General features: G+C 52.0%; 17 protein-coding genes. 8 read left to right on the forward strand and 9 right to left on the reverse strand.

All coding sequences use genetic code 11. The features are described from left to right. Positions 1–86 precede the first annotated feature (86 nt). From CKO12_RS02565 to CKO12_RS02585, 5 genes are all read right to left on the reverse strand, one after another. Entirely contained in the window at positions 87–1814 is a 1728-nt protein-coding gene (locus tag CKO12_RS02565) for an ATP-binding SpoIIE family protein phosphatase (RefSeq protein ID WP_200153161.1), read from the reverse strand. Beyond that, a complete protein-coding gene (locus tag CKO12_RS02570) occupies positions 1808–3508 on the reverse strand; it encodes a SpoIIE family protein phosphatase (protein WP_200153162.1) in 1701 nt (566 codons plus the stop codon). The genes CKO12_RS02565 and CKO12_RS02570 overlap by 7 nt, the downstream gene beginning before the upstream one ends. Positions 3509–3532: 24 nt before the next feature. Continuing rightward, positions 3533–7543, reverse strand: coding sequence for a response regulator (locus CKO12_RS02575; protein WP_200153163.1), 4011 nt, complete (start codon positions 7541–7543; stop codon positions 3533–3535). A gap of 134 nt (positions 7544–7677) precedes the next feature. Next, the gene (locus CKO12_RS02580) at positions 7678–8754 is read right to left on the reverse strand and encodes an HD domain-containing phosphohydrolase (RefSeq protein ID WP_338032682.1); all 1077 of its coding nucleotides are present in this window, start codon (positions 8752–8754) and stop codon (positions 7678–7680) included. Between the two features lie 229 nt (positions 8755–8983). Beyond that, entirely contained in the window at positions 8984–9829 is an 846-nt protein-coding gene (locus CKO12_RS02585) for a PA4780 family RIO1-like protein kinase (protein WP_200153165.1), read from the reverse strand. Positions 9830–9864: 35 nt separating this feature from the next. On the opposite strand from CKO12_RS02585, the gene CKO12_RS02590 reads away from it, so the two are divergent. Next, entirely contained in the window at positions 9865–10932 is a 1068-nt protein-coding gene (locus CKO12_RS02590) for a protochlorophyllide oxidoreductase (protein WP_242466166.1), read from the forward strand. Positions 10933–10955: 23 nt separating this feature from the next. On the opposite strand, the gene trpC is transcribed toward CKO12_RS02590, so the two are convergent. The 3 genes from trpC to CKO12_RS02605 are packed head-to-tail and all read right to left on the reverse strand — an operon-like array spanning position 10956 to position 13395. Continuing rightward, entirely contained in the window at positions 10956–11759 is an 804-nt protein-coding gene (gene trpC, locus CKO12_RS02595; protein WP_200153166.1) for an indole-3-glycerol phosphate synthase TrpC, read from the reverse strand. A 22-nt stretch (positions 11760–11781) separates the two neighbouring features. Continuing rightward, on the reverse strand, positions 11782–12810 hold the full coding sequence (gene trpD, locus CKO12_RS02600) for an anthranilate phosphoribosyltransferase (protein ID WP_200153168.1): 1029 nt from the start codon (positions 12808–12810) through the stop codon (positions 11782–11784). Continuing rightward, a complete protein-coding gene (locus CKO12_RS02605; RefSeq protein WP_200153169.1) occupies positions 12811–13395 on the reverse strand; it encodes an anthranilate synthase component II in 585 nt (194 codons plus the stop codon). It abuts the gene before it with no gap. 147 nt (positions 13396–13542) lie between these two features. Here CKO12_RS02605 and pncC point away from each other — a divergent pair, with 147 nt between their 5' ends. Together pncC and CKO12_RS02615 are read left to right on the forward strand one after the other, a co-directional pair. Then, a complete protein-coding gene (pncC, locus tag CKO12_RS02610; RefSeq protein ID WP_200153170.1) occupies positions 13543–14028 on the forward strand; it encodes a nicotinamide-nucleotide amidase in 486 nt (161 codons plus the stop codon). A gap of 45 nt (positions 14029–14073) precedes the next feature. Next, on the forward strand, positions 14074–14316 hold the full coding sequence (locus tag CKO12_RS02615) for a DUF2442 domain-containing protein (RefSeq protein WP_200153172.1): 243 nt from the start codon (positions 14074–14076) through the stop codon (positions 14314–14316). 96 nt (positions 14317–14412) lie between these two features. On the opposite strand, the gene CKO12_RS02620 is transcribed toward CKO12_RS02615, so the two are convergent. Beyond that, positions 14413–15294: an NAD(+)--dinitrogen-reductase ADP-D-ribosyltransferase gene (locus CKO12_RS02620; RefSeq protein WP_200153173.1), complete on the reverse strand. Its 882-nt coding sequence runs from the start codon at positions 15292–15294 to the stop codon at positions 14413–14415. Positions 15295–15473: 179 nt separating this feature from the next. Between CKO12_RS02620 and nifH the strand changes: the two genes are divergently transcribed. The 5 genes from nifH (at position 15474) to CKO12_RS02645 (ending at position 20732) form a co-directional block, all read left to right on the forward strand. Then, entirely contained in the window at positions 15474–16355 is an 882-nt protein-coding gene (nifH, locus tag CKO12_RS02625; protein WP_200153174.1) for a nitrogenase iron protein, read from the forward strand. A 143-nt stretch (positions 16356–16498) separates the two neighbouring features. Further along, positions 16499–17977 (forward strand): nitrogenase molybdenum-iron protein alpha chain, encoded by a 1479-nt coding sequence (gene nifD, locus CKO12_RS02630; RefSeq protein WP_200153175.1) that lies wholly within the window; start codon positions 16499–16501, stop codon positions 17975–17977. A gap of 110 nt (positions 17978–18087) precedes the next feature. Further along, a complete protein-coding gene (nifK, locus tag CKO12_RS02635) occupies positions 18088–19659 on the forward strand; it encodes a nitrogenase molybdenum-iron protein subunit beta (RefSeq protein WP_200153176.1) in 1572 nt (523 codons plus the stop codon). A 77-nt stretch (positions 19660–19736) separates the two neighbouring features. Next, complete coding sequence (gene nifT, locus CKO12_RS02640; RefSeq protein ID WP_200153178.1) at positions 19737–19955, forward strand: putative nitrogen fixation protein NifT; 219 nt, start codon at positions 19737–19739, stop codon at positions 19953–19955. Positions 19956–20024: 69 nt separating this feature from the next. Beyond that, positions 20025–20732, forward strand: a complete 708-nt coding sequence (locus CKO12_RS02645) for a dinitrogenase iron-molybdenum cofactor biosynthesis protein (RefSeq protein WP_200153179.1) — start codon at positions 20025–20027, stop codon at positions 20730–20732. The last annotated feature ends 88 nt before the right edge of the window (positions 20733–20820 follow it).

Here is a 20820-nt window from a genome sequence, read left to right on the forward strand (position 1 = left end):
TTGTCAGTAACAACGCTGTTTTTTACTGACAACTGGCAACTGAAACCTAACAACTCAATGAACAATTGGTGCTTGCAATTCTGTGATTACCATTGATAAATCGCCTCCACCACTCGCCCCTCATCGTGATAATTCAATGCCACACATAATTGCCGCACCAATGCAATTCCGCGTCCCCACGGTCGCGCCGCAGCCAGCACCGTATTCGGATCAGCCGTTTGCCACGCCGACGCATTAAATCCCGTACCACTATCACGAAACCGAATACTGATTTGCCCGCCAGTTTCTAGTGGCGCATAACACAGTTCTAAATGAATCCATCCTTTACAGCCCGCATTGAGCGAATCACTGCGCCGCCCGTAATACAGCTCAAAACCATCCGGCGCGGATTTTAATGTCGATGACAATTGCAAAATCCCGTGCTCCAGCGCATTGGAATACAGCTCCGCAACAATGGTTTCTAACGCGACCAAATGCGCATCTAATCCATCCAGCAATCCCAACGGGCGCAACATCGCCTCCACCGAGCGCAAATCGCCCAACTGCTCATCATGTAATTCAATGCCCCACGTCCATCCGCCGCTGACCACCGCCTGCTCATGCGCCCGCAACGCTGCCGTGAATAACCCGCTGTTGAGGGGCACTTCCACCACCGCGATGTCATCCGCCTGTTCCGTATGTAAACAATGCTCATCAAGGGCTTCAATCATGTCGGCAAACACCGCGCTCCCGTGTTGCCACCGCGCCAGCACTTCATGGAAACCCGCGTCTTCAAACGCAATTCCCGCGCAATTTTGCGCCTCCAGCAACCCATCGCTAAACATCAACAACCGATCACTCGCCTGCAATGACACATGACGCGGCGTCGCCGTGTCCGGCAGCTCCGGCACAATGCCCAGCGGCAACGCATAAGACTCCAGCTCATGCAGCCCATCGGCTTGACACAACCACGCGCTCGGCAATCCACCATTCCACCACCGCAGCGTTTGCCGATTGCCCGGCACCGAAATCAAACACACCGCCATAAACCGCTCCACCGGCAGCAATTGATAGAGCTTGCGATTGAGTTCCGCCACGATTTCTTGATCGTCAACGCCCTTGCGCGTCATCGCATGAAACGCATCCGCCACCGGCAACGCCGCAATCGCCGCCGCCAAACCGTGCCCAGTGAAATCGCCCAGCAATACCCGCAGCCCGCCGTCCGGCAAATGTTGCGTCAAAATCACATCGCCGCTGAACGTCGCCGCCGGACGCAGCAACATGCCCAGCACCTCGGTGGCCACATTGCGGTTCTTGATCGCCCGACTAAAAATCCGCTCCGCCAACTCCAGCTCTTGTTGCTCACTTTCCAGCAACAGCGCCAGCGGCAGCGTGTCAGCCGCCGCGTCGCGCTGTAAATCGCGCACCCGCTCCATCGCCACCAACCGCGCCCGCAGCAGCGCAAAGTTATACGGCTTGGTTAAAAAATCATCGCCGCCCACCGCGATCCCGTGTACCAGCGCCGCCTCATCCTGCAACGCCGACTGAAAAATCACCGGCACAAAATCAAAGCCGTGCAGATTTTTGAGCTGGCGCGTCGCCTCAAACCCATCCATGCGCGGCATGATCGCGTCCATAAACACCAGATCAAACGCCGGTTGCTCCACCATAAACAGCGCCAGCGCCTGCGCTCCATCCTGCGCTTCCACCGCCGTAAAGCCCTCGCGCCGTAACATCTGCGCCAACACCTGTCGGCTCACCGCATCATCATCCGCCACCAACACCTTGCCGCGCCAACCGGCTGGTCGAGTTGCTAATTTATTGAGCGTTACCATTGATATACCGCCTCCACCCGCGTGCCCTGATCTTGATAAGTCAGGTTGGCACACAACTCACGCACCATCGCAATGCCGCGCCCCCACGGTCGCTGCGGATCATCCGGCAGCGCCAGCACTGCCGCATCACAAAAACCGCGCCCGCTGTGCGCGATGCCAAGTCGCACACAATGCCCCACTCCGTCCGTCTCATAATGCAACTGCACCCGAATCCAGCCCTTGCAACCCGCCAGCAGTTGCTGTTCGCGCTGCCGGTAATACGCCTCAAAGCCTTCCTGCGTCGCCTTCATCGTGGAATCCAAACCCAAGATGCCGTGCTCCAGCGCATTGGAATACAGCTCAGTGCAGATCGTCTCTAATACGCCAATGTGAATATCCAACTGTTCCAACAACCCCAACGGCCGCAGCGCCTGCGTCAACGATGGCAATTGTCCCAACCGCCCATCTTGCACCGTCAGCGCCCATTGCCAACGCTGCGCGACCTGCGCCGCTGGCGGCAGCGGTGGCATCGCCAACACATTGACATCTAACGGAATTTCTACCACCGCAATATCATCAAGCGGCTCAATACCAGCGCAGTGCGCGTCAAGCGCCGCCAATAACTTCGGCACCAGCGGCTGCCCGAATTTCCACTGCGGCAACACCTCCCGACATCCCGTCGCCGCAAACATCCGTCCCTGCGGATCAAGCGCCTCCGGCAGCCCATCGCTCATCATCAGCAACCGATCACCGCTGGCAATGGACAAATGATGCGGCACTTCCCGCGACGTCAGCTCCGGCAAGATGCCCAGCGGCAGCGCGTGTGACGCCAGCTCATGCAGCCCGTCCCGCCGCCGCAGCCACATGCTCGGCATCCCGCCGTTCCACCATCGCAGCTCCTCACCGTTGCCGCTGATCGACACCAAACAGGCGGCGAGAAACCGATCCGCCGGCAAAATCTGATGCAGCTTGTGATTGATTTCTGCCACCACGCGGGCATCGTCCACGCCTTTGCGGGCAGTCGCATGAAACACATCCGCCACCGGCAACGCGCCAATCGCCGCCGCCAAACCGTGTCCGGTGAAATCGCCGACCAGCAGCCGCAACCCGCCATCAGGCAGATATTGCGTCAGCACCAAATCGCCGTTGAATACCGACGCCGGGCGCTGCGCGACAATCAGCCGATCCATCGCCACATTGCGATTCGTCACCGCCCGACTCAGCACCCGCTCTGCCAGCGCCTGCTCCTCGCGCCCGCGCTCCACCAGCGTCGCCAACGTTTCGCGCCGCGTCGTGATGATCCGTTGCAGATCGCGCACCCGCTCCAGCGCCATGATCCGCGCCTGCAAAATCTGCGGACTAAACGGCTTGGTGAGGAAATCATCGGCACCCGCTTGCGTGCTCAACAGCGCCGCCTGTTTATCGGTGGAAGCGGTCACGATGATGACCGGCACAAAGGTCGCTCCCGCTAATCGTTTGAGCTGGCGCGTGGTTTCGCAGCCGTCAATGCCGTCCATCAAAATATCCATGAACACCATATCGGGCTGATGCGCGACAAAGCTGGCCAACGCAGCCGCACCGTTTGCCGCTTCGCAAACCTTAAAACCGATCTGCGTCAGCAAACCGGTCAGCAATTGACGATCTGAAGCAGAGTCATCGACGATCAATGCCCAACCGTGAGCGTTGGGTTGGGACTGAGAAGTGAAAGAAGTCATGGTGAATAATTCAGTGATAACGGACTAATGTGTCAGCCAATGCTGCAAGTGCCGATTTAACTGTTGATAACACTGTTCAATTAACACTGTAACCCGCAGATATTCGCTAGGATCGGTATTCTTGCTGCCACAATGTTCTAAATAACTCGCCGCAGCTTCCAATTGTAGCGCGGAAATGTTCGCCGCCAATCCTTTAATCGCGTGCGCTTTAGAACTGATTTCCGCACACAATTCGCTTTCTACCGCCGTGCGCAATTCCGCAATGCGGGTGGGCGTATCAATTAAAAACTGCGCGATGACTTCGCGGGCAATATCGGGATCATCCATCACGCGACTGAGAAAATCGTTGACATCAAACACCGCGATTTTTTTCGTGCAAAAGTCCGCGATTTCTGGTGCATCTTCTGGTTCCAACGCCGGAGTTTCAGTCAGCCCTTCTTTGAATAAAAACGGTTGAGACGCCGCTTGTGCGGGCAAATTATGCGCCGCCAATTGTTCAGAAACCGTCCGCGCCAATTCCAGCGGTTGAATCGGTTTGGATAAATACGCATCCATGCCCGCATCTAAACAGCGTTGCCGATCCCCGACCATCGCCAATGCCGTCATCGCAATAATCGGCAGCCCTTGATTCAACGCGCCCACTTCGCCGCGCCGCAGCCGCCGAGCGACTTCAAAGCCATCAATTTCTGGCATCTGCCCATCCAGCAGCATCAAGTCATAGCGGCGCTGCGCGAGCAGTTCCAAGGCCTCCAGACCGTGATTGGCGGTGTCGATGCAGATATAACCGAGCTTTTGCAGAATGCCCCGCGCCACGATTTGATTGGTGGGATTGTCGTCCACCAACAAAATCTGCGCCTGCGCAAATCCCTCCACCGCCACCGCGCCCATCGCTGGCAACAGCGCCGTCGTCACCGCCTCCGGTGCCGCTTTGCGCCCCAACACCTGCAACAGGCAGTCATACAGCCGTTGTTTGCGCACCGGCTTGGTGAGATGCGCCACAAAACCCGCTTGCGCCATGCGTTGGGCGTCGTCGCTGCGCTGCAATAACGATGTCAATAAAACCAACTTGGTGTCACGCAACAGCGGATCGGTCTTGATGAGATAGCCGAGCTGCAAGCCATCTTGTGTCGGCAGCTTGATGTCAAGCACTGCCACCTCAAACGCCATCTGTTGCTGCTGCGCTTGTCGCAACAGGCGCAAGCCTTCTTCCGCGCTCGCCGCCTCTTGCGTGATGCCGCCCCACGACCGCAACAGCGACGCCAACAGCAAGCGATTGGTGGCGTGGTCATCAACCAGCAGAATTTTGATCCCGCGCAGCGCGGTGGTTGCCGTTGCCAAGGCTTGCGCCAGTGCGGGCGGCGCGGGCAGATATTCAAACTCAGCGGTGAACCAAAATTGCGAGCCGACCCCCACCGTGCTGTCAACGCCGATGCGCCCGTGCATCAATTCCACCAATTGCTTGGCAATCGCCAGTCCCAAGCCGGTGCCACCAAAACGGCGCGTGGTGGAGCTATCAAGCTGATTAAACGCCTTAAATAAATTATCGCGCTGATCGTCGGGAATGCCGATGCCGGAATCGTGGATTTCAAATCGCAGCACCACCCGCTGTGCGCTCATGTGCATCACCGTGACGCGAATGCCGACCTCGCCCTGACTGGTGAATTTGATCGCGTTGCCCATCAGGTTGACGATGATTTGGCGCAGATAACGCGGATCACCGCGCAACTGCGGCGGCACTTCGGGATCAATGTGATACGTCAGCTCCAGATTTTTGTTCTGCGCGTTAAATGCCAGCATTTCCAGCATGTCTTCCAACGCGAGGCGCGGATCAAAGTCGAGCAATTCCAGCTCCAGCTTGCCGGCTTCAATTTTGGAAAAATCAAGGATGTCGTTAATCAACACCAGCAAGTTTTCGCCGCTATCGCGCACGATCTCCGCTAAACGCCGCTGTTCCTTGCTCAATTCGGTATCCAGCAACAAGCCGATGATGCCAATCACGCCATTCATCGGCGTGCGAATTTCGTGGCTCATGTTGGCTAAAAACTGACTTTTTGCCTGCGTGGAGGCCTCCGCCCGCACCAAGGCTTGATCCAGCTCGTGATTTTGACGCTCCATCTGCCGCGCATATTGCTGGAGCTGCTGCTCGGTGCGCTTGCGCTCGCCGATGTCTTTGACGCCGCCATAAATGCGCCAATGTCCGTTTTCTTCCGGGACGCATTGATTGGTAATTTCCACCCACGCCGTGCCACCGTCGCGCCGCCGCAGCCGCAATTGGCAAGTGGAAATCGCGTCCGGGGTGGCATCGCCCATCACGCTCATGGAGTGCAAATCAAACAGGGCGCGATCTTCTAACACCACCAAACGGCGCCAAGTGCCCATCGCCACAATCGCCTCGGCGCTGTGACCGGTGATCGCTTCCACCGCTCCGTTGACCCAATCGAGACGAAAACGGCGCGTGTCGGCTTCGACGCAGGAATAGGCGATGTCGGACATCAACATCGACAAGCGGCGAAACCGCAGCTCATTCATGCGTAACGCCTGTTCTGCCCGGCGCTGACACACGATGCGCCAGATGCCGTTGGCAATCAGTTGGAGCGTTTCCACATCCATCTCATCGTAGGGCGTGGGTTTGTTGCCCAGCCCCGCCAACATCTGCACCCGCCCGCTTTCCAGCACCGGAATCGTGATAAAGCGTTCCAGCGCCAAATCCGCATCCGCCAACTTGACTGGCTCAGAAGGATTGCAAATGAACGGCTGGCGCTGTTGGAGCGCCTGCTCACACACGTCAGCGGTGATCAGCAACTGCCGCAGCGCGAGTGGCGGCAAGCGCCCGCCGCGAGCCCGCGTTGCCGGCGACCACGTCATCAGCGTCATGTTTTGCGGTTCATTGACTAATTGCACAAACCCGAGATCACTTTTGGTGAGCGATCCAGCAAGCTCTAAACCATAGCGAATCAAATTTGTTTCGGTTAATTCATCAGCAGCAAGATGCAATTCTAATAACGTTTCGGAACGTTTTTTTTGGACATCCATTAACAATTCAGCGCGTTTGCGTTCGGTAATATCACGATTCACCCCCCGCCGCCCTTGATAGGTGCCATCAAGGTCATATACCGGACGACACAGATGTTCAATCCAGCGCAATTCACCATCAGGTCGTTGCACGCGCAATTGCAAGCGTTCCGGTCGTGGTTGTTGTTCTTCGCAGACGCGCCCTTCATCGTGTGTAAACCACTGCACCAAATCGTCTGGATGAATTAAACGATCCATTAACTTGGGGTCAGCAAAAAAAGCCTCTGGCTCATAATCGCACACACATTTACACGCTGGCGAAACGTATAAATAATTGCCATCCGGGGCGAGCCAATAATCCCAATCCGTTGAATAATCAGCAACCATGCGATAGCGCGTTTCACTATCCCGCAATCGCGCATAAGCACTGCGCAAATCGTGTTCTTGGCGCAAGCGTTCAGTTAAATCAATAATGGTGCAAATTAAATGATCAGCACCATCATTTTCTGCGGGCAACCGCGCAACTTGCATTTCTCCTTCAAAGTAACCGCCATTGGTCGTGAGAAAATGAATCACAACGGCCGCCTGCTGAGAAAAATTCCACGCCCGCTGCAACAAGCCATCCAATTCTTCATCGGATTCTCGCGTCACCAAACGCGGCAAATAGTGTTTGCGCAAATGATGTTGTTGCAAGCCAAAGAGTCGATTGGCAGCGGCATTTGCCATTAAAATTAAACCGCTGCGTTCAACAACCAGTATTGGCTGCGGGATAGCTTCAAAAAGCACCGTATAACGATTCGCAGTGCGTTCGGCAGCCGCCTGCGTGATCCGCAACTCAGCATTTTGTAATTCCAACTCTGTTTGATAAATGAGCAGATTCTCATTGAGTTTAGCGAGATTCAACTCGCCATCAGTGAGTTCTTGTTCCAGCCAACCAAACTCACCGCGTTCCAGTGCTTGACGCGCCCGGGCTTGAATATGATCGGAAGGTTTGTTGGTATTACTCGGAGGTTTCGTGGTCATTTTTATATCATCAGTAGCCAATAAACCATGATTTAGTTAGGCGTTACACAATTGAAAACAGAAGTTCTTGCTTGAGTGATCAGTTGGCAGTTGTCAGCTACATGCTAACGCTAGAAGTTGAAGTGCGTCATTCGTTATGAATGTGCAAGTGTGGTTGCCGCTGGCGGCGACGCCACCGGATCAGAAAAACGATGTCGAATCTCCAAAATTTTAGGAATCAACCGCAAAAAAATCGCGGTCAAATTCGGATCAAAATGCACCCCGGCTTGTTCTTTAATAAACGCCAGCGCCACATCCACATCCCAGGCTTTTTTATAAGGACGCTCTGAAGTCAACGCATCAAAGACATCTGCAAGTGCCACAATGCGCCCCGATTCGGGAATTGCCGTGCCACTTAAACCCAAGGGATAACCAGTGCCATCCCATTTTTCGTGATGACTCAACGCAATTTCTCGCGCCATTTGTAATAATTCAGAACTGTCACCACTGAGAATATCACCGCCAATGGTGGCGTGCGTTTGCATTACTTGCCATTCTTCAGGCGTTAATTTACCCGGCTTTAATAAAATCCGATCTGGAATACCAATTTTACCCACATCGTGCATGGGGCTTGCATGAAGCATCACATCACAGAGTTCTGTATTCCAGCCCAGATGTCGCGCTAATAATGCTGAACTATGACTCATCCGCAAAATATGTTGTCCAGTTTCATTATCACGATATTCGGCAGCGCGTCCCAATCGTTGCACGACTTGCAAGCGCGTTTCCCGAATTTGTTTCGTGCGTTCTTGCACAATCCGTTCTAAAACATCTTTTTGATCGTAAAGCATTCGATGCGCCAATTGCACATCCAACATATTGCGCACCCGCGCCACCACTTCGGCTTGATCGAATGGTTTACGAATCACATCATGCGCACCTGCTTCTAATGCCCGCAACATTTCACCATGCCCGCGCCGTCCCGTGAGCATTAAAATCGGCGGTAATAACGGATCATGCAGCGCCTGAAGTTGTCCAATCACTTCAAAACCATTTAATTCTGGCATGTGAATATCTAACAGAATTAAATCAGTTGGCGTTTCTTGATACGCCGCGAGCACTTCGCAAGAATTCTGCAATAGCACCACATTGGCATACCCCGCTGCTTGCAATAAACGGCGCATTAAAATCAGGCTGGTGCGCTCATCATCAGCGACAAGAATTCGCGCCATGCCACGATTGGTCTGATAATTTGAATGAAAGCTGAACATACGCAATCCACATCAAAGAAACATTAAAAACGGATTAAAGTGAAGAGTGAATCTAGGCAAAATATCAGTGTTCGTTTGAATGTTTCAGTTATCTACACTGATGTTCCAGTGACACGTCAATGCAATCACCTTGATGTTGGTGCGCGTTATTGAATGTGTAACAGCATCACTCCTCACCTTGAATAAGTGGTTAATGATTTTCCCGTAATTGTGCCCGTCGCAACGCTTCATCACGGGCGTCGTTAATCTCGCGCAAAATGCTGTCAAGATCAGCACTGTGCTGTTGTTTTTTATAGTGACCCGTGAGCTGCGTTGTGGGCGTTAAATCGCCGTTTTGGTACAGATGCCAAAGTTCCTGCGCATAGTTGGTGGTGTGCAATTCTGGCGCAAATTGCCCAAAGTAAGTTGCAAGGTGCGTCACATCACGCGCCAAAAATTGTGCCGCATGATTATTCGCAGCGGCATCAATCACCTGCGGCAAATCAATGATGACTGGCCCTTGCGCGTCAATGAGCACATTAAATTCCGATAAATCGCCATGTATCATGCCGTTGCATAACATGTTAATCACCTCCTGTATTAACTGGTGGTGATAACTTCGCGCCTGTTCTGGAGTTAAATCTAAATCACTTAAACGCGGCGCAACCTCACCTTCGGCATCAATAATTAATTCCATTAACAATACCCCGTCAATGAAATGATACGGCTGCGGCACTCGCACACCAATTGCAGTGAGTTGATATAACGCGGTGACTTCCGCATTCTGCCAAACCTGTTCCTGTTCTTGGCGTCCATAGCGCGTCCCCTTTGCCATTGCGCGGGCTTGGCGACTATTGCGCACGGTGCGCCCTTCTCGATATAACACTTGATGATGAAATCCGCGTTTATTCACTTCTTTATACACCTTCGCGCAGCGGATCACGCCTTCAGATTGCACCACATAAACTGCGGCTTCTTTACCACTTTTTAAGGGTCGAATCACAGCATCAATCAAACCATCTTGCACCAAAGGCTCCAGCGTTTTAGGAATTTTCATAATGACCTATCGTGAGAACGTTGCGAAATGAAACCATGATGCTACAGCGCGGTAGTCATAACCATGTGGGCAGTTATCTGCGCTATCAATACTTTGCCAAGTTGCAAGCGTATCGTTATAGTTGTGTCACTGTTAAAGATACGGATGTATTGTTAATGACTCAAGCGCAGCTCCCACAAGATCAATCAGCCTATTGGGATCGGTTAGAAGCCATTTTTTTTGCACATTTACCAGAATGTTTAGAGCGCGATGAATTCACTGAATACTATAGTCAACAGCACAATGCGCACCATTGCGTGCGGGCACGGTCGCGCATCTATCACGGTGAAAAACTTGATCGGGTGATGGTGCATCAATACACGCTGAAAGCAGGACGCGGTGGTTTAGTGATCTTTGGCTATCCGCGTCTTGAATACGCCATCCCCGCATTTTTATTGCATATTGGCGGAATGCCACCAAGTCGCACCTTATTGATTTTAGATTTAGCGCCAATTAGTCCAGAATTAGAAATGACGCCGTTTCAAAACACTGCTGATCAGCAACGCGCTGCATTATCATTACCGGCGACAACGGTAGAATGGTTGTCTGCTGTTACCTCGCCGCATTTGCTGTATTGCCCATTGCAGCCATTAGTACTGGAGCACTTTTTATTGAGCTTTACTGCAATTGTGGACACTTGGCGAACCTACATTGATGCTGCGCCGCGCAATGATGATCCGGTCGCCATTCAGCAGCGTAGTGCCGCAACGTTAGAATTAAAGCGCGTGCTCTTGCGTAATGATCCTGCTTTTCCCGTCTTCACTCGTGCTTTTGGGCAAAAGATGTCAGATGTGTTTGCAGAAGCAGCATTTGGTGGTACGCCCGCAGTCTCTATTGCAGAAGCGGTAGAACCGTTGCCAATTCCGGGCAGTTGGGTGAATAAAAAGTTAGGCGTTCATTGGAATGCAGATGCGCAAGAACGGGTACATGAAGCACCGGCATTTTTGCGTCCTATCATTCGCCGTATTATTGAAAAAGAAGCGGTAAAAGAAGAAATCAATTTGGTTACAGTTGAACTTGTATTGCGCTGCGAGAAAAAATATCGCAGCGGAATGGAGTTGTAACGAATATCTGGCTGGCGTCGCAGTTAATGGGGAAAAAATAACCGCGCCAGCTCCGTACCGGGGTCAGCAGTACGCATGAATGCTTCTCCAACTAAAAACGCATTCACTTGGTTAGCACGCATTAACGCAACATCTTCTCGCGTGACAATGCCGCTTTCTGTAACCAAGAGACGCGCTGCGGGAATGGCTGGTAATAAGGCGACGGTGGTCATTAAATCCACCGCAAAGGTGCGTAAATTGCGATTGTTAATTCCAATGAGCCGCCCCGGTATTGCCAGCGCCCGCGCTAATTCAGCGCCATCATGCACTTCAATCAATACGTCCAAGTTTAATTCCAGCGCCAGCGCATTGAGTTCGGCTAATTGCGCATCATCCAGCGCGGCGGCAATGAGCAAAATACAATCGGCACCCATTGCGCGGGCTTCGTAAATTTGATACGGATCAATGATAAAATCTTTGCGAATAACCGGCAATGTGCAGGCTGCTCGTGCTGCTTGTAAATACGCATCGCTGCCTTGAAAAAAATCAATATCAGTTAATACTGATAAACAGGTTGCGCCGCCTTGCGCATAGCTGGCGGCAATGGCGGCGGGATCAAAGTTTTCACAAATCAATCCTTTACTCGGACTGGCTTTTTTAATCTCCGCAATCACCGCCGGCATTCCCGCAGCAATTGTGGTTGCCAGCGCGTCGGCAAAACCACGCGGGGCAGCGACCGCAGCCGCTTGTGAGCGCAGTGCGGTCAGCGGGAGGCGAGTTTGGCGCTCGCGCACTTCTTCCGCTTTGCGCCGCAGGATTTTTTGCAAAATATCAGGCTTATCAGTCATTTGAGTTGTCAGTTGTCAGTTGTCAATTGTCAGTGAAGCTGGCGGTGAGCGCGATCAGGCGTTCCAACCGCTGGGCTGCTTCACCGTTGCTTAACACGGTCGCCGCTTGCGCAACGCCAGCCGCGAGGCTGTCAGCGATGCCCGCTGCGTAAATCGCCGCTCCCGCGTTGAGTTGCACGATGTCTCGCGCCGCACCCGCTTGTCCGGCGAGGACGCCGCGCAACATGGTCAAACTTTCCGCCGGGTCGTTGACGCGAATTGCGGCGAGATCGGCGCGAGTCAAACCGAAATCTTCCGGCTGGATGCTGTAGCAATGAATCATGCCGTCGCGTAATTCGGCGATGTCGGTCGGTGCGCCAATGCTGATTTCATCTAAGCCGTCGCGGGCGTTGACCACCAGCACATGACGGCTGCCGAGCCGTTGCAACACTTCCGCGAGTGGTTCGAGCAGGGCGGGACTGAAGACGCCGAGCACTTGATTGGGCACTCGCGCTGGATTGGTGAGCGGGCCGAGAATGTTAAATAAGGTACGCACGCCCAATTCCCGGCGCGGCCCGATGGCGTGTTTCATCGCGCCATGATGTCCGGGTGCAAACATGAATCCCACGCCCAGCTCGCGGACGCAGCGCACCACTTGCGCCGGCGTTAAATACAGCCGCACTCCAGCCGCTTCCAACACGTCAGCCGCGCCCGATTTGCTCGACACCGAGCGGTTGCCGTGTTTGGCGACCTGACAGCCAGCGGCAGCGGCAACGAAGATGCTGGCGGTGGACACGTTGAAAGTGCCGGAGGCATCACCGCCGGTGCCGACGATGTCCACCGTGTGCGCCAGCCCAGTTAAATCAACGCCCGTCGCCAATTCGCGCATCACGCCCGCAGCGGCGGTGATTTCGGTGACGGTTTCACCTTTCATCCGCAGCGCCACCAACAGCGCCGCAATTTGTGCCGAGGTCGCGCCGCCGGTCATCACCGCCCGCATCACGGCGGTCATGTCGTCCTCGCTGAGGTCGTGGCGCTCCACGCACCGCGCAATTGCATCTTTAATGTTCATTTAACAGCTCGTCGTCAGAAAATTGCGCAACAAGTCGTGACCGTGTTCCGTCAAGATTGATTCGGGATGAAATTGCACGCCTTGAATCGGCAGCTCCCGATGCCGCACGCCCATGATCGCCTCGCGGCTGCCGTCGGGATGTTGCGTCCACGCGGTGACTTCGAGGCAGTCGGGCAAGGTCTCCGGCGCAATCACCAGCGAGTGATAACGGGTGGCTGCAAAAGGCGATTTCAACCCCTGAAAAACGCCACCATCCGCGTGATACACCGGCGAAGTTTTACCGTGCATCACCGTCGGAGCGCGGACGATCTGTCCACCAAACGCCTGCCCGATGGACTGATGACCGAGACACACGCCCAAAATCGGCACCTTGCCCGCTAAAGCGAGAATCAGCGGCACCGAAATGCCCGCTTCATTCGGCGTACACGGCCCGGGTGAAATCACCACCCGTTCCGGTTGCAGCGCCAGCACCTGCGCCACCGTCAATTCATCATTGCGCACCACCCGCACCTCAGCGCCCAATTCGCCGCAGTACTGCACAAGGTTGTAGGTAAAAGAATCATAGTTATCAAGCATTAACAGCATGGCGCGGCTCGTCTCGAGTTGACCGGCGTGATAAAATATGCCCAATGTTAGCGCACCGCCCCGGTTTGAGTTGACAGTTGTCAGTCGGCACCTGTCTGGCATCAAGAGCGCGGCGTTTGTTTTCAACCAGCACCTGCTCATTCATTTATGGATCAATCCATCCTCAATGTTCATGCCAGCCACATCGGGACACTTTTGCAACAACGCAGACAGCGGTTAGTGACGGCAGAATCCTGCACCGGCGGCTGGGTCGCCAAACTCATCACCGACATCGCCGGCAGCAGCGCGTGGTTTGAACGTGGTTTTGTGACCTACAGCAACGCCGCCAAACAAGACCTGCTCGGCGTTGCGCCGACGGTATTGGCGACGCACGGCGCAGTCAGTGACGCGGTGGTGCAGGCGATGGTGCGCGGGGCGCTGGCGCACAGTGTGGCGGACATTGCGCTGGCAATTACTGGAATCGCCGGACCGGACGGCGGCTCGGTAGATAAGCCAGTCGGCACCGTGTGGATTGGCTGGGGATTAGCGGACGGGCGCATCAGCAGTCAGCGGTTTCAATTCAACGGCGACCGCGAGGCAATTCGTTATCAAGCCGCAACAACCGCATTAAGTGAATTGCTGGCGCTGTTGTGAACAATAGAAAATTATTGTCAAAAATTAAACCGTTAGAGTAACAGCATGTTTATTCACGTCACGAGCGCACAATACCTCAAAGATTACAAAATATGGCTCTCTTTTAGCGATGGAGCACAGGGTGAGATTGATCTATCTTCCGAACTGTTTGGCGAAGTGTTTGAGCCACTAAAAGAGATCAAATTTTTCAAATCGTTTGAACTGGAAGGTCACACAATTTCTTGGAATAACGGTGCTGATTTTGCGCCCGAGTTTCTTCGTGAGCAGATTATGACTGAAACTAAATGACTGAAAACCGCCGTTACACGATCACGGCGGTTTTTATACTACATTACAACGTAAAAGCGAGTGAAAAACCACAACAAACATCACTAAACACCCTGCTCAAATCGTGCTAATGTTCACCTCATATACCCCGCCAATCACCACATATTCATCTTCACCCCGCAATAACCCCGGCAGCAAACGGTTATAAAAAAAGATTTTCGCTAACGGCACCGCGACTGTCAGAATGTAATCGCCAAACTCATCTGCACGGTCGCGCTGGCTTGTAAAGCTATTGAGATTATTAAATAACACGCACTGCAATTCTGTATCGCAACGCTCCTGCAATTCATGCTCATCAATGCGATTGATGCCGCGATGCAAGGTCAAATGCGTTTGCGATGAAAATTCTAAATTCAGTTCATATTGGCAATAGGTGTAAAGCAAATCAAGCTGCGATTCCAGCGCGTTGGTTGCGTATAAACCCCGCGAGCCTTCACTGAGATAACGCTGATACGTTTCGCTATTGCGATCTGCCAACGAACCGGCATGATGCCGCGCCAACAATCCAAATCGACTCTCCACCCAGCGTTTTAATACTGCCCCTTCGCGCCCATCCGCATCGAACGACCAACCGCGCACCTGCCGTAAATAATTGGCATTGGCGCGAGCTTTACGCCCCCGCCCCGGCATCAATCCCGCTTCATCCAATTCATCTAATAAAAAGTTCACCGTCATATAATCTTGAAAGCGTTGAGCGCGTTCTTGATGCGTCGGAAAAGTCGCTAAAGTCCGAAATAAATCTGCATGTAAATGTGCAATTCCATCTAATTCTAATGGCACCGGATGGCGTTGATACGTCAAGCTGCCCAGAATAATTGCGGGCAAATTGCAGCGATTGACTGATAACCGCGCCCGCGCCGGCAGCGTGGGCGGTTTTGCTGCACTCGGCGGCGCGGCAACGGTGCGGTCTGATTGTTCGATTTGTCGGTTGCGATCCATACGGCGATCTACTTTGTCGGAGATGTCACCAGCGCATAACTGCCTGTTGCTTGAAATAAACGATAGTAAATCAAGTGGTTAAGCGTTATTTGCGAGTTGGCATCAGGTTTGCTTTATCACTGTCGAACGGCAACGTCATCAACCCTTACGACAGCAGTGATTTTTAGGAGATTCTCATCATGGCAATTCGTCAATGCGCTATTTACGGCAAAGGTGGGATCGGTAAATCCACCACCACGCAGAACCTCGTCGCCGGTCTCGCCGAACTTGGTATGAAAGTGATGATCGTGGGCTGCGATCCGAAAGCCGATTCTACCCGTTTGATTCTACACGCAAAAGCACAGAACTCGATCATGGAAATGGCTGCTAACGCCGGCTCTGTTGAAGACCTCGAATTGGAAGACGTGCTCAAGGTCGGCTACCGCGACATCAAATGCGTAGAGTCTGGCGGTCCTGAGCCGGGTGTTGGTTGCGCAGGTCGCGGCGTTATTACCGCAATTAACTTCCTTGAAGAAGAAGGCGCATATACCGATGATTTAGATTTTGTATTTTACGACGTATTGGGCGACGTGGTTTGCGGTGGTTTCGCAATGCCAATTCGTGAGAATAAAGCACAGGAAATTTACATCGTGTGCTCCGGTGAAATGATGGCAATGTATGCCGCCAATAACATCGCCAAGGGTATTGTAAAATACGCCAGTTCGGGTAGCGTGCGCTTGGCCGGTTTGATTTGCAACAGCCGCAATACCGCCCGCGAAGATGAATTGATTATGGAATTGGCACGGCAATTGGGAACGCAGATGATTCATTTCGTCCCGCGTGACAACGTGGTACAACGCGCTGAAATTCGCCGCATGACCGTGATTGAATATGATCCGAGTGCCAAGCAGGCGCAGGAATACCGCGATCTGGCGAAGAAGATCATTGAGAACAAGATGTTTGTCATTCCAAAACCCATCACGATGGAAGCATTAGAAGACCTGTTGATGGAATTCGGTTTGATGGATGGCGAAGACGAAAGCATCATTGGCAAGACGGCAGCAGAAGAAGCAGTCGCGTGAATCACCGCGTTGTCAGCACTCAATTGACTGTGAATAAAAACCTCAATTTGAATTCTGACAACTGCGAACTGCCAACTTGAATCCTGATAACTGAAGTCACGCCGGGTGTCCGCAGATTAGCGGCACGGCAGGAGTGAAGCGCAATGACCACGATGACGCATGATGAAACGCAGGCACTGATTCAAGAAGTGCTGGAAGCGTATCCAGAGAAGGCTAAAAAAGATCGCGCTAAGCATTTAGCGGTCAACGATCAATCGCTCGAACAATCTAAGAAGTGCATCATTTCCAACCGCAAATCATTGCCGGGAGTGATGACGGTACGCGGTTGCGCTTACGCTGGCTCTAAAGGCGTGGTGTGGGGGCCAATTAAAGACATGATTCACTTGTCGCATGGACCGGTGGGTTGTGGTCAATACTCCCGCGCAGGTCGGCGCAATTATTATGTCGGTCATACTGGCGTCAATACCTTTGGCACCATGAACTTTACTTCTGATTTTCAGGAGAAAGATATTGTATTCGGTGGCGATAAAAAACTCGCCAAGCTCATTGATGAGATGAATCAACTTTTTCCGCTGGCAAAGGGAATTAGTGTGCAGTCTGAATGCCCAATTGGTTTGATTGGCGATGATATTGAAGCCGTCTCCAAAAAGAAGGGCAAGGAATTAGATAAACCCATCGTGCCCGTGCGTTGCGAAGGATTTCGCGGTGTATCGCAATCATTAGGTCATCACATTGCCAATGATGCGATTCGGGATTGGGTAATTGGCAACCGCGATGGCGATGAAACCTTTGCGACCACTCCGTATGACGTGGCCGTGATTGGCGATTACAACATCGGTGGTGATGCGTGGGCATCGCGTATTCTGTTGGAAGAAATGGGTTTGCGTGTTGTGGCGCAATGGTCTGGTGACGGTACGCTTGCCGAAATGGAATTGACGCCTAAAGTTCGGCTCAATCTCATTCACTGCTATCGCTCGATGAATTACATCAGCCGCCACATGGAAGAGAAGTATGGGATTCCGTGGATGGAATACAACTTCTTTGGTCCGACGAAAATTGCGGAATCACTGCGCAAAATTGCGGCATTCTTTGATGAGACGATTCAAGCCAATGCTGAGAAGGTGATTGCCAAATACGAGGCGGAATATCAAGCAATTATTGCGAAATACCGCCCGCGTCTCGAAGGCAAGCGCGTGATGCTGTACGTTGGTGGTTTGCGTCCGCGTCACGTCATTGGCGCGTATGAAGATTTGGGCATGGAAGTTGTTGGCACTGGCTATGAATTTGCTCACAACGATGATTATGACCGCACCATTAAAGAAATGGGCAATGCGACCCTGCTGTATGACGATGTGACTGGCTATGAGTTTGAAGAATTCGTCAAGAAGATCAAGCCAGATTTGATTGGCTCTGGGATTAAAGAAAAGTATATCTTCCAGAAGATGGGAGTGCCATTCCGCCAGATGCACTCATGGGATTATTCAGGGCCTTATCACGGTTATGACGGTTTCGCCATCTTTGCGCGTGATATGGATATGACGATCAATAATCCGTGCTGGAAGAGTATGCAGGCGCCTTGGTTAAAAACTGCTGACGCTGAGAGCCAAACGCTCGCTGCGTAAGTGAAAAATTCTCCTTGCAACAGCAAACAAAACTGTATGCGAGGAGAATTTACCCCAGTCAATCAATTGCCGTTGTTCGCCAATTAGCGGCGCGGTAGGAGCACAATGTAATGAGCCAGATCGCTGAGAAAATCAAACCCTGCTATCCCTTATTTTGCGATGCAGACTACGTTGATAACCTCGCTAAAAAGCGGGCAACTGCTGAAGAAGCATATTCGATTGAGAAGATTGAAGAAGTCTTTCAGTGGACGACCACGCAGGAATATCAAGAACTGAATTTTCAACGCGAGGCGTTGACAATTAACCCGGCGAAAGCCTGTCAACCGCTTGGTGCCGTATTGTGTGCGTTGGGCTTTGAAAAAACCTTGCCGTATGTACATGGTTCACAAGGTTGCGTGGCGTATTTCCGCTCCTATTTTAATCGCCATTTTAAGGAACCGATTGCTTGCGTTTCTGATTCAATGACTGAAGATGCAGCGGTATTCGGCGGTCAAAAAAACATGTTTGACGGGTTAGAAAATGCCCGTGCTTTGTATAAGCCAGACATGATTGCGGTGAGCACGACCTGCATGGCAGAAGTTATTGGCGATGACTTAAATGCCTTTATTGGTAACTCGCGGAAAGAGGGATATATTCCCGAAGATTTCCCAGTTCCTTTTGCGCATACGCCGAGCTTTGTGGGCAGCCACACTACCGGCTGGGATAATATGTTTGAAGGAGTTCAACGTCATTTAACGTTGAATTATATGGATGACAAGGTGGTGGGTTCCAATGGCAAGATCAATTTGGTGCCCGGCTTTGAAACCTATCTCGGTAACTATCGTGTTTTGCATCGCATGATGAAAGAAATGGGCGTGGGTTATAGCCTATTGTGCGATCCAACTGAGGTTTTAGATACGCCCGCAGATGGTCAATTCCGCATGTATGATGGCGGCACCACGCTGAATGAAATGCGCGATGCGCCGAATGCAATTGATACGCTGTGTTTGCAACCTTGGCAGTTGATTAAAACCAAGAAGTTTGCTGAATTGACGTGGAAACACGCCACCAATTATGTCAACATTCCGATGGGATTGGAATGGACGGACGCCTTTTTAATGAAGGTGGCAGAATTGACTGGCAAGTCAATTCCCGATTCGTTGACGAAAGAACGCGGACGTTTGGTTGATATGATGACCGACAGCCACACTTGGTTGCACGGCAAGAAGTTTGCGTTATATGGCGATGCAGATTATGTATTGGGCATGGTGAAGTTCTTACTCGAACTGGGTGCTGAACCAACGCATATTTTATGCAGCAGTGCGAATAAGCGGTGGAAAAAAGAAGTTGAGAAGGTATTGGCTTCTTCTCCGTATGGCGTGAATGGTCAGGTACACATTAACCTTGATCTGTGGCATTTGCGCTCGCTGTGCTTTACCGATAAGCCAGACTTTTTAATCGGCAATAGCTATGGCAAGTTTATTCAGCGCGATACCCTGCACAAGGGACGTGAATTTGAGGTGCCGCTCATTCGGATTGGCTTCCCAATTTTTGACCGTCATCATTTACATCGTATGACCACGCTGGGCTATGAAGGCGCGATGTATATTCTGACCACGTTGGTGAATGCAGTATTGGAACGGCTTGATGACGATACGCGCATCATGGGCGTGACTGACTTTAACTACGATCTGGTGCGGTAAATCTAAATCCCAACCCCCCTTTTTTCAAAGGGGGGCTTGTGAATATAACAGTTTGGGATTTTTTCAGTGAGAACGCCATGCCAAATGTGATGATTCGTAAAAATGATGCCGGTGATTTGCTGTTCTATGTTGCGAAAAAAGACATGGAAGAAACCATTGCTACCGTTGAATTTGATACTGCTGACACTTGGGGCGGTGCGGTGACTTTGACTGACGATTCCAGTTGGTATATTGATCCAATCAGTCCGCCCCCCACATTTCCCACTACGCTGCGTTTTAAGCGCGGTAATGAGTGAGTTGAAAAATTGCGCTCGCAATGAACATCATCAGCGAATTATGTTCTGCTGCTTTTGAGGAATTCAATTATGTCTGATAGCGTACTTTCTGATGACATTGCGCTGCGAATTGCTTTGGCAGCGCGGACTTTGCCGGATACTGATCCAGCGCGGTTAATTCGGGTATTAAAAGATGCAGTGGGTTTGCCGCCAACGGCTGAAAAATTGGCAACGTTGCGGGTAAAAGAGTTGAAACAAGCGGCAGATGGTGAATTCGCTGATTTAGAGCAAAGCGTGTTAAAAGCTGCCGTGACGATTTTACAAGGTGGCGCTGGACTTGCGAGTGACCCAGCGCCAGCGGTGGAGCCATTGGCAGCGCATGAAATGCCCAATTCGATTCGGGTAGCGTGTGCGTCTGATAGCGGTGAAAATCTTGATGGACATTTTGGCGCTGCGCGGCGGTTTTTAATTTATCAAGTCTCGGCAACGGAACATCGTTTAATTGCTGTGCGCACGGTTGATGATAGTCAAGCTGGCGATGATAAAAATGCGTATCGCGCTGAGTTGATTGCGGATTGCCAAGTGTTATATGTCGCGTCGATTGGCGGACCTGCTGCGGCAAAAGTGATTAAACGCGATATTCATCCCATTAAAGATGATCAAGGCGGCAGTGCGCGGGAACGGATGCGGGCATTGCAGCAGATTTTGGCCAATAAAGCGCCGCCTTGGTTAGCTAAAGCAATGGGATTTGCTCCAGAAGCGCGGGTGCGATTTGAACCAATAGAGGCGGTGGCTTAAAAGCACGGTTCTCGTTTTATTCAATGCGTCACAGTTGAATTGAGCAGCGGCACTGGTTCGCTGTGATTTGAGTTTATACAGCCTGCCG

The sequence above is a fragment of the Chromatium okenii genome (genome assembly GCF_016583745.1).
Taxonomy (GTDB): domain Bacteria; phylum Pseudomonadota; class Gammaproteobacteria; order Chromatiales; family Chromatiaceae; genus Chromatium; species Chromatium okenii.

What these genes read in the sequence shown, in the direction of transcription:
- CKO12_RS02565 (WP_200153161.1), bottom strand. Translation starts at nt 1,814, where the DNA reads ATGGTAACGCTCAATAAATTAGCAACTCGACCAGCCGGTTGGCGCGGC.
- CKO12_RS02570 (WP_200153162.1), bottom strand. Translation starts at nt 3,508, where the DNA reads ATGACTTCTTTCACTTCTCAGTCCCAACCCAACGCTCACGGTTGGGCA.
- CKO12_RS02575 (WP_200153163.1), bottom strand. Translation starts at nt 7,543, where the DNA reads ATGACCACGAAACCTCCGAGTAATACCAACAAACCTTCCGATCATATT.
- CKO12_RS02580 (WP_338032682.1), bottom strand. Translation starts at nt 8,754, where the DNA reads ATGGCGCGAATTCTTGTCGCTGATGATGAGCGCACCAGCCTGATTTTA.
- CKO12_RS02585 (WP_200153165.1), bottom strand. Translation starts at nt 9,829, where the DNA reads ATGAAAATTCCTAAAACGCTGGAGCCTTTGGTGCAAGATGGTTTGATT.
- CKO12_RS02590 (WP_242466166.1), top strand. Translation starts at nt 9,865, where the DNA reads ATGATGCTACAGCGCGGTAGTCATAACCATGTGGGCAGTTATCTGCGC.
- trpC (WP_200153166.1), bottom strand. Translation starts at nt 11,759, where the DNA reads ATGACTGATAAGCCTGATATTTTGCAAAAAATCCTGCGGCGCAAAGCG.
- trpD (WP_200153168.1), bottom strand. Translation starts at nt 12,810, where the DNA reads ATGAACATTAAAGATGCAATTGCGCGGTGCGTGGAGCGCCACGACCTC.
- CKO12_RS02605 (WP_200153169.1), bottom strand. Translation starts at nt 13,395, where the DNA reads ATGCTGTTAATGCTTGATAACTATGATTCTTTTACCTACAACCTTGTG.
- pncC (WP_200153170.1), top strand. Translation starts at nt 13,543, where the DNA reads ATGGATCAATCCATCCTCAATGTTCATGCCAGCCACATCGGGACACTT.
- CKO12_RS02615 (WP_200153172.1), top strand. Translation starts at nt 14,074, where the DNA reads ATGTTTATTCACGTCACGAGCGCACAATACCTCAAAGATTACAAAATA.
- CKO12_RS02620 (WP_200153173.1), bottom strand. Translation starts at nt 15,294, where the DNA reads ATGGATCGCAACCGACAAATCGAACAATCAGACCGCACCGTTGCCGCG.
- nifH (WP_200153174.1), top strand. Translation starts at nt 15,474, where the DNA reads ATGGCAATTCGTCAATGCGCTATTTACGGCAAAGGTGGGATCGGTAAA.
- nifD (WP_200153175.1), top strand. Translation starts at nt 16,499, where the DNA reads ATGACCACGATGACGCATGATGAAACGCAGGCACTGATTCAAGAAGTG.
- nifK (WP_200153176.1), top strand. Translation starts at nt 18,088, where the DNA reads ATGAGCCAGATCGCTGAGAAAATCAAACCCTGCTATCCCTTATTTTGC.
- nifT (WP_200153178.1), top strand. Translation starts at nt 19,737, where the DNA reads ATGCCAAATGTGATGATTCGTAAAAATGATGCCGGTGATTTGCTGTTC.
- CKO12_RS02645 (WP_200153179.1), top strand. Translation starts at nt 20,025, where the DNA reads ATGTCTGATAGCGTACTTTCTGATGACATTGCGCTGCGAATTGCTTTG.